The following is a 7,884-nucleotide window of genomic DNA, read 5'->3' as shown; positions in this document are numbered from 1 at the left end:
CCACAACCCCCCCCCCCGCGCGCCCCTCTGAGAGCTCGCTCGTCTCCCCCGGCCCCCGCGCCCGCGCCCCCCGCCCCGCGCCAGGTGGCGCCGCCCGGCGAGGGCGATCAGCAGGGCGAGCCCGGCCGCAGCGGCTGGCAGCGCGTAGCCCGTGCCGGGCGGGGCGTGCTCGGCGACCGTCCCGGCGATCGCCGCGCCCGCCGAGATGCCGATCACGATGCCGGACACCGCCACCGCCATGCCCTCGTTCAACTGCCGCTGCGGGAGCAGCTCCTGGACGAGCGTCATGCCCGTCACCATGGTCGGCGCGGTGCCGGTGCCGGCCGCGAACAGTGCGAGCCCGAGCAGGCCGAACCCGGCCCCGCCCAGCCCGGCGGCGAGCGGCAGGAGCAGCAGCGCCGCCATCGTGGCGATCCCGCGCAGGAAGCGCACGCCCGGTGCCGAGCGCGGCGCCAGCAGTCCGAAGAGCAGCCCGGCCACGCAGGATCCGGCCGCCACGAGGGCCAGCAGCCCGCCCGCGACCGGCTTGTGGCCGAGCGCGTCGGCGTACGCGACCGTGGTGATCTCCGTCGAGCCGAACACCGCACCGGTGGCGAGGAAGGTCAGCACGAGGACGCGCAGTCCGGGCGTGCGCAGCGGGGAGCCGTGACGGGGTGCGGCCGGGCTCCCGGCCGCCAGGGGCGGCTCGGTGCGCCGCTGGGCGGCGAACAGCAGGGTGCCGGCGGTGCCGAGCGTCCCGGCGGTGAGCAGCCCCGCCTCGGGCGCGACGGTCGTGCAGAGCAGCATGCCGAGGACCGGCCCGGCCATGAAGCAGAGCTCGTCCAGCGCCTGTTCGAGGGAGTTGGCCACGTGCCGGGCGGCGGGGTCGTTCCGGTGCAGGTGCGCCCAGCGGGCACGGGCCATGCCGCCGAGGTTGGGTGCGGCGGCGCAGGCCGCCCAGCACGCGTAGAGGGTCCAGTCGGGCGCGCCGAGGCGGACGCAGAGCACCAGGCCGAGCAGCGGCACGGCGTTGTACAGCGCCGCCGGGACGGCCACCCGCGCCTGCCCGTGGCGGTCGACCAGCCGGCCGATCAGCGGCATCCCGATCGCGCCGGTGGCGAGCCCGGCCGCCGCGACGGTGCCGGCCAGGCCGTAGGAGCCCCGCCGCTCGGCGATCAGGACCACGAGCGAGACGCCGGTCATCGAGAGCGCGAGCCGGCCGAGCAGCCCGGCCAGCGTGAACGCGGCGGCGCCGGGGGCGGCGAACAGGCGCCGGTACGAGGCGAGGAGGGACGGGCCGGGGGTGGACGCGAAAAGGGCGCGCGAGGCCATGGGGCTCCTGGGGAGTCGTGGGGGATTGCCCCCAGCCTCGCCCGGCGTCCCGTCCGCGGTCCAACACCTGTTCCGTCGCACTCACAACACGGTGTTGTTAATCTGCCGCCATGCCCGTCGATCTGCACCCCCGCCTGCTGCGAGGCTTCGTCGCGACCGCCGAGACGCTCCACTTCGGCCGGGCCGCCGGCCTGCTGCACGTGGTGCAGCAGGCGCTCAGCCGGGACGTCCGCACCCTGGAGCGGCTGCTCGGCGACGCGCTGTTCACCCGCACCACGCGCAGCGTCGAACTCACCCCGGCCGGGCGGAGGTTGCTGCCACAGGCCCGCCAACTCCTCGCCCTGCACGACGAGATCGTCGCGGGCGCCGGCGAACGGCCGCTGCTGCTCGACCTCAACAGCGACGTCACCGGCCCCGACCTGACCGCCGACCGGGTGCTCGCCCGGGCCCGCGCCGCCCGCCCGGAGGGCGAGCTGCTGGCCCGCTTCCACGGCGGCCTCGCGGCGGCCGCCGGCGAGCTGCTCGCCCACCGGCTGGACGTGTCCTTCGGCCGCTTCGCCGGGCTCCCCGCCGCGCTGCGCGGTCAACTCGCCCAGATCCCGGTCCGGTTGGAGCACGTCTCGGTGATGATGGCGGACACCCACCCGCTGGCCGGCCGTCCGGTGCTGCGCCCGGCCGACCTGGCCGGGCACCCCGTGGACATCTGCGCCGGCAACCCGGCCACCACCGAGTGGACCGACCTCGGCGCCCGCCTGCTGCGCGAGCACGGCCTGACGGCGGCCGCCCCGTACGTGCCACCGGTGGGCGTGGACGAGACCGCCCGCTACCTGGCGCGGCACGGCGACGCGATGCTGACCACGGTCGGCGGTCCGCGCATCCCGGGCGCGGTGAACGTGCCGCTGGTCGAGCCGGTGCCGCTCTGCCTGGTCAGCCTGGTACACCGGCCGGGCCTGCGGCACGCCGGCCTGACGGCGCTGGCCGGTGCGGCCTCCGCGCTCGGCGCGGCCGAGGGCTGGCTGCGCCGCCCGCCGGGCAGCTGGCTGCCGTCGCCGGACGCGGCGCTGCTCCCCGGCTGAGGCCTGGTGCGGTCGACCCGGCGCCCCACGGCCGTTGTGCGCGGGAACGACGCACCGCCCCTGCCGTTCGGGGGGCGGCAGGGGCGGTGCGGTTCCGGTCGCGCGGCCGTGGCCGGCGTCCTGGTCAGGCGGCCTTCACGGCGGAGATGTCGAAGCTGAGCTTGACCTTCTCGCCGATCAGCACGCCGCCGGTCTCCAGCGCCGCGTTGTAGGTCAGGCCGAACTCGGTGCGGTCGACGACGGCGGTGCCCTCGAAGCCGACCCGCTCGGCGCCGTAGGCGTCGGTGGCGCTGCCGGTGTAGTCGAGGTCGAGGACGATCGGGCGGGTGGTGCCCTTGATCGTGAGGTCGCCGGTCATCCGGTAGGAGTCGCCGCGCAGGCGCTCGGCGGAGGTGCTGCGGAAGCGGATCTCCGGGTGGGTGTCGACGGCGAAGAAGTCGCCGGTGCGCAGGTGCTCGTCGCGCTGGGCCTGGTTGGTGTCGATGCTGGCGACCTTGATCACCAGTTCGGCGCTGGAGTTGCCGGGGGTGGCGCCGTCGAGGTGCAGCTTGCCGTCGTAGTCGGTGAAGCGGCCCTTGACGTTGGTCACCATCGCGTGGCGCACCGAGAAGCCGACCTCGCTGTGCGTGGTGTCGACCGTCCAGTCGCCGGTCAGGTGGGCGAGGTCCGGCCCGGTCGGGGCCTCGGCGACGGCGGTGGCGGTCGTGGCGGCGGTCTTGGTGCGGTTGAACAGGCCCATGGCTCCTCCTCGGGTTCGAAGCCATTTGTTTAGGCTTCAACTTCTTCCTGGAACCACCATAGACCCGCCTCGTTTAAACTTCAACCACTTCGCCGTGTCGGTGGTCGCGATTACGCTTCCAGGGCGACCCCGGTCAATCCACGAGCAGCTCCGCCACCCCCGAGAGGCCCGCCCATGTTCGCCCTGCACGCGCTCTGGCGCGCGGACGGCAGGCTGGCGCTCTGGGCCGAGGACGCCCGCCGCCACCCCGCGGCCGCGGCCGTGGAGGCGCCCGCGCGGACGGCCCCGCGCGCCCACCCCTACGCCAGTCCGGCCGCCGAGGTGGCCGCCGTGCTCGGCGGGATCGGCCCGGGCCTCGGCTGGCTGGCCGGCCAGGCGTCCGAGCGCTGGGCCACCCTGCTGCTGCCGACCGCCGGCTCCCTGCCCGCGCCGTCCCCCGACCTGCCGGCCACCCCCGTGCGCGGCGCCGCGGTGCTCGCGCCGTGGCGGGTGCCCGCGCTGCTGTTCGACGCCGGAGCGGCGGCCCAGCTGCTGGGCGAGGTCTTCGACCCGCACTGGGCGGTGACCGGCACCGAACTGCCCGGCGTCGGGCGCGTCGACGTCGTCTACGGGCCGTCGCTGCGCTGGCTCACCGGCGTGCACGACCTCGCCTGGCGGACGGTCGGCGGCGGCCGGGTGCTGCCGCAGCTCCTGGCGGACGGCGCCCCGCAGGCCCGCTGGCGCCCGGACCTCACCGCCGACGGCCGCCGGGAGGCTGCCGCCCTCGCCGCCGGCTGCCCGCCGGTGGCCCTGGGGGAGTGGCCGCCCGCCGGTGTCACGGGCGAAGCGCTGGTCGACGCCGCGCTGAGCGCCCTCGTGGACGCCGAGGCGAGGTCCGCCCTCGCCGCCGCGCCCCCGCTCCTGCGCGGCGGCGACGCCCCGACCGGCGCGGCCGAGCAGTGGCTGACGGCCCTCGCCGCCCCGGACGCCTCCTTCGCCGCCGACCCGGGGGACCTGGCCGACCTGCACCGCCGGCTCTCCGCCTGGTGCGCCGCCGCCGAGCCCACCGACCCCGCCCTGCGGCTCTGCTTCCGCCTGCTGGAGCCACTCGGCCCGGACGACGGCGACCCCGAGGGCCGTCCGTCCGACGACGCCTGGCAAGTGGAGTTCCTGCTCCAGGCCGTCGACGAGCCGTCCCTGCTGGTCCGCGCCGCCGACCTGCACGAAGGCGGCGCCGCCCGCGCCGCGCTGGCCCGCAAGGCCTACGACCCGGCCGACGTCCTGGCCGCCGAACTCGCCCGCGCCGCCCACCGCTGGCCGGAGCTGGACGGGCTGCGCCACCGCTCCCGCCCGTCCGCCCTCCCGCTCGACCGCGCCGGGGCCCTGGACTTCCTGCGCACCGCGGCGCCCGCCCTCGCCGAGAGCGGGTTCGGCGTGCTGCTCCCGGCCTGGTGGCGCCGCAAGCCCCGGCTCGGCCTCGCCCTGCGCGTCACCACCCCGCCCGCGCCCGGCTCGCTCGCCGTCACGAGCCAGGTGGACCGGGACGCCGTCGTCGCGTTCCAGTGGCAGGCGGCGCTCGGCCCGGACGGCGATCCGCTCAGCGAGCGGGAGCTCGCTGAACTGGCCGCCGCCAAGCAGGGGTTGGTCCGGGTACGGGGCACCTGGCTGGAGGCCGACCCGGCGCAGATCGCCGCCGCGCTCGCCTTCCTCGACCACCGGCGGGACACCGCCATCGCCACGACGCAGGTGCTGCGGATGGCGCTCGACCCCGAGGCCACCGTCGCCGGCCTGCCGGTCACCGCCGTCCGGGCCGACGGCCCATTGGGCGACCTGCTCGCCGGGCGCACCGCCACCGCCCCGGCCCCCACGCTCCCGCCGGACTTCCGCGCGACCCTCCGCCCGTACCAGGAGCGGGGGTTGGCCTGGCTGCGGGCGATGGCCGGGCTCGGCCTGGGCGCCGTCCTGGCCGACGACATGGGCCTCGGCAAGACCGTGCAGACCCTCGCCCTGCTGGCCGCCGAGCAGGCGGACGGCGCGACGGCCCCCACCCTGCTGGTCTGCCCGATGTCCCTCGTCGGGAACTGGCAGCGCGAGACCGAGCGCTTCGCCCCCGGCCTGCGCACCCACGTCCACCACGGCTCCGGCCGCCTCGGCCCGGACGAACTCGCCGCCGCCGTCGGGGAAGTGGACCTCGTCATCACCACCTACGGACTGGTTCAGCGCGACCTCGCCGCCCTGCGGAAGGTCCGCTGGCGCCGGGTCGTGGCCGACGAGGCCCAGCACGTCAAGAACGCCGGCACCGCCCAGGCCCGCGCGATCCGCGCCCTGCCGGTCGCCGTGCACCGGATCGCCCTCACCGGCACCCCGGTGGAGAACCGGCTGTCCGAGCTGCACGCCGTCCTGGACTTCGCCAACCCCGGGCTGCTCGGCCCGGCCGAGCGCTTCAAGGAGCGCTACGCGATCCCCGTCGAACTGCACCGCAGCCCCGACCGCACCGCCGAACTCCGGCGCCGCACCAGCCCGTTCGTCCTGCGCCGGCTCAAGACCGACCCGGCGGTGGCGGCCGACCTGCCCGCCAAGCAGGAGATGACCGTCTGGTGCAACCTCACCGCCGAGCAGGCCGGCCTCTACCAGGCGGTGGTGGCCGACCTGCTGCGCCGGGTCGAGGGCATCCGGGGCGTGGAGCGCCGCGGCACGGTGCTCGCCGCGATCGGCAAGCTCAAGCAGGTGTGCAACCACCCGGCCCAACTGCTGCACGACGGTTCGGCGTTGGGCGGGCGCTCGGGCAAGGTCGCCCGGCTGGCCGAGCTCCTCGAAGAGGCCCTCGCCGAGGGCGACCGCACCCTGGTCTTCACCCAGTACGCCGAGTTCGGCGCGATGCTCCGCCCGTACCTGGCCCGGCGACTCGGCGAGGAGGTGCTCTACCTGCACGGCGGACTCTCCCGGGCCCGCCGCGAGGAGCTCGTCGAACGCTTCCAATCCCCGGACGGGCCACGGGTGTTCATCCTCTCCCTACGGGCCGGCGGCACCGGGCTCAACCTGACCGCCGCCAATCAGGTGATCCACCTCGACCGCTGGTGGAACCCGGCGGTCGAGCAGCAGGCCACCGACCGCGCGTTCCGGATCGGCCAGCGCCGGGACGTCCAGGTGCGCCGGCTGGTGTGCGTCGGCACGGTCGAGGAGCGCATCGACGAACTCCTCACCGCCAAGCGCGCGTTGGCCGACACCGTGGTCGGGGAGGGCGAGCACTGGCTCACCGACCTGCCCGCCGACGCGCTGCGCGAACTGGTCGAACTCACCCGCGACGACGCGGTGGCCGAGGAGGAAGCATGACCGAACCCGACCCCGTCGTGAACGTCGCCGCTTACTGGCGCGGCGACTTCACCCTGAGAGCCGAGGACGACCGGGACACGGACGAACCGTCCCTCCGCCGCCTGGGCCCGTCCGGCATCACCGTGCGCGGACGCGACCTCGCCGCCGTGCTCGCCCCGGCCTACGACGCGTTCCGCGCCTGACCGGCGGCTACCCTGCGAAGGTGACCGAAACCCTCGAACACCCCGGCCTCGCCGACTTCGAAGCGCACCGGCGGATGATCTTCGGCATCGCCTACCGGATGCTCGGCGGCGTCGCCGACGCCGAGGACCTGGTCCAGGACACCTGGCTGCGCTGGAGCCAGGTCACCTGGCTGCGCTGGAGCCAGGTCACCGGCCCGGTCGCCAACCCGGCCGGCTACCTCGCCCGGACGGTCACCAACCTCGCCCTCAACCGGCTCGACTCGGCCGCCGTCCGCCGCGAGTCCTACGTCGGGCCGTGGCTACCCGAACCCCTCGTCGGCGAGCCGGACGCGACCGAGGGCGTCGAACGCGCCGAGACCGTCTCGCTCGCCGTCATGGTGCTGCTGGAGAGCCTCTCCCCGCTGGAACGGGCCGTCTTCGTGCTCAAGGAGGTCTTCGGCTTCTCCTACAAGGAGATCGGCGAGGCCCTCGACCGCGGCGAGACGGCCTGCCGCCAGGTCGGCAGCCGGGCCAGGGCCCACGTCCAGGCCGGCCGGCCCCGCTACGACGCCCCCGCGGACCTGCGCCGCCGGGCCACCGACGAGTTCCTCGCGGCCTGCGTCGGCGGCGACCTCAACCGGATGCTGGAACTGCTCGCCCCCGACGTCACCTCGTGGACCGACGGCGGCGGCGTCGTGCGCGCCGCACTGCGCCCCGTCACCGGCGCCGACAACGTGGCCCGCTTCGTCCTCGGCGTCCTCACGCAGCTCGGCGAAGCCACCGCCCGCCCGGCCCTCGTCAACGGCCAGCCCGGCCTGCTGCTCGCGGTGGGCGACCGCGTCGACTCCGTCACGGTCTTCGAGTTCGCCGAAGGCCCCGACGGCGCACCCCTCATCGCCGCCATGCGGACCGTCCGCAACCCCCACAAGCTCACCCGGCTCAATCCTTGACCCTCCACCTGGTCGAGGAACCACAGTGACCGGCATGGAGAGCGACCTGCAGAGCATCGGCGAACTGGCCCGCGCCACCGGCCTGGGCGTCGGCACCCTGCGCTACTACGACGGCGCCGACGTGCTCGCCCCCGCCCACGTCGACCCGCAGACCGGCTACCGCTGGTACGGGCCCCGGCAGCTCGCCGACGCCCGCCTGCTCGCCCGGCTGCGCCGCGTCGGCCTGCCGCTGGGCGGGGGCCCGGGGGGGGGCGGGGCGGGCGCCCCCCCGCCGCGGGGGCCCCCCCCCGGCGCGGCGGCCCCCCCCCCCCCCGCGGGGGGGCGCGCCCCCCCCC

At 76.3% G+C, this 7,884-nt stretch carries 6 protein-coding genes and 1 pseudogene (1 of these 7 running past the window's edge); 5 read left to right on the top strand and 2 right to left on the bottom strand.

Annotated elements, in window-relative coordinates; translation table 11 throughout:
* Positions 1–1,311, bottom strand: a 1,311-nt coding sequence (locus tag ACFV4F_RS40525) for an MFS transporter (RefSeq protein WP_380510538.1), incomplete at its 3' end; no start/stop codon positions are given.
* Positions 1,312–1,421: 110 nt separating this feature from the next.
* On the opposite strand from ACFV4F_RS40525, the gene ACFV4F_RS40520 reads away from it, so the two are divergent.
* Entirely contained in the window at positions 1,422–2,387 is a 966-nt protein-coding gene (locus ACFV4F_RS40520) for a LysR family transcriptional regulator (RefSeq protein ID WP_380448582.1), read from the top strand.
* Between the two features lie 124 nt (positions 2,388–2,511).
* On the opposite strand, the gene ACFV4F_RS40515 is transcribed toward ACFV4F_RS40520, so the two are convergent.
* Positions 2,512–3,126, bottom strand: coding sequence for a YceI family protein (locus ACFV4F_RS40515; RefSeq protein WP_380448580.1), 615 nt, complete (start codon positions 3,124–3,126; stop codon positions 2,512–2,514).
* Between the two features lie 174 nt (positions 3,127–3,300).
* On the opposite strand from ACFV4F_RS40515, the gene ACFV4F_RS40510 reads away from it, so the two are divergent.
* From ACFV4F_RS40510 to ACFV4F_RS40495, 4 genes and pseudogenes are all read left to right on the top strand, one after another.
* The gene (locus ACFV4F_RS40510; RefSeq protein ID WP_380510535.1) at positions 3,301–6,438 is read left to right on the top strand and encodes a DEAD/DEAH box helicase; all 3,138 of its coding nucleotides are present in this window, start codon (positions 3,301–3,303) and stop codon (positions 6,436–6,438) included.
* On the top strand, positions 6,435–6,620 hold the full coding sequence (locus ACFV4F_RS40505) for a hypothetical protein (protein ID WP_380448577.1): 186 nt from the start codon (positions 6,435–6,437) through the stop codon (positions 6,618–6,620). The genes ACFV4F_RS40510 and ACFV4F_RS40505 overlap by 4 nt, the downstream gene beginning before the upstream one ends.
* 20 nt (positions 6,621–6,640) lie before the next feature.
* On the top strand, positions 6,641–7,549 hold the full coding sequence (sigJ, locus tag ACFV4F_RS40500) for an RNA polymerase sigma factor SigJ (protein WP_380510532.1): 909 nt from the start codon (positions 6,641–6,643) through the stop codon (positions 7,547–7,549).
* 34 nt (positions 7,550–7,583) lie between these two features.
* Positions 7,584–7,884 (top strand): annotated as a pseudogene (locus tag ACFV4F_RS40495) (MerR family transcriptional regulator); it runs 953 nt beyond the window's last position.

It is taken from the genome of Kitasatospora sp. NPDC059722, from assembly GCF_042733235.1.
Lineage (GTDB): Bacteria > Actinomycetota > Actinomycetes > Streptomycetales > Streptomycetaceae > Kitasatospora.
This window is presented reverse-complemented; position numbering and strand designations above follow the sequence as displayed.

Bases quoted from the DNA above. Each gene is read 5' to 3' on its own strand.
- ACFV4F_RS40520 (WP_380448582.1), top strand. From the start codon at position 1,422: ATGCCCGTCGATCTGCACCCCCGCCTGCTGCGAGGCTTCGTCGCGACC.
- ACFV4F_RS40515 (WP_380448580.1), bottom strand. From the start codon at position 3,126: ATGGGCCTGTTCAACCGCACCAAGACCGCCGCCACGACCGCCACCGCC.
- ACFV4F_RS40510 (WP_380510535.1), top strand. From the start codon at position 3,301: ATGTTCGCCCTGCACGCGCTCTGGCGCGCGGACGGCAGGCTGGCGCTC.
- ACFV4F_RS40505 (WP_380448577.1), top strand. From the start codon at position 6,435: ATGACCGAACCCGACCCCGTCGTGAACGTCGCCGCTTACTGGCGCGGC.